Annotated in this window: 1 rRNA gene; it reads right to left on the minus strand. The window is 52.9% G+C overall.

The features are described from left to right. A 23S ribosomal RNA gene (locus HMPREF2935_RS07250) occupies nt 1–433 on the minus strand; the annotation flags it as partial.

Below are 433 nucleotides of genomic sequence, written 5' to 3' on the forward strand. Positions count from 1 at the left end.
CCACGACGCACACCAACCAACAACACAAAGTGTCATCAAAAGGTGCTTGTGGTGGTTAGTATCAGTGCTTTATCAGGGGCGCATATACTCGGGTACCAGAATATCAACTGGTTATCCATCGACTACGCCTGTCGGCCTCGCCTTAGGTCCCGACTCACCCTGGGAAGACGAACTTGACCCAGGAACCCTTAGTCATCCGGCGGGAAGGATTCTCACCTTCCAATTCGTTACTCATGCCTGCATTCTCACTCGCACACACTCCACGCCTCCTTACGGTAACGCTTCAACACGTGCACGACGCTCCCCTACCCAATAACAAAAATTATTGCCGCGGCTTCGGCGGTGTGCTTGAGCCCCACTACATTGTCGGCGCAGAACCACTCGACCAGTGAGCTATTACGCACTCTTTCAAGGATGGCTGCTTCTAAGCCAA

Origin of the sequence: Corynebacterium sp. HMSC076D02, assembly GCF_001813815.1 — a bacterium.
GTDB lineage: Bacteria > Actinomycetota > Actinomycetes > Mycobacteriales > Mycobacteriaceae > Corynebacterium > Corynebacterium simulans.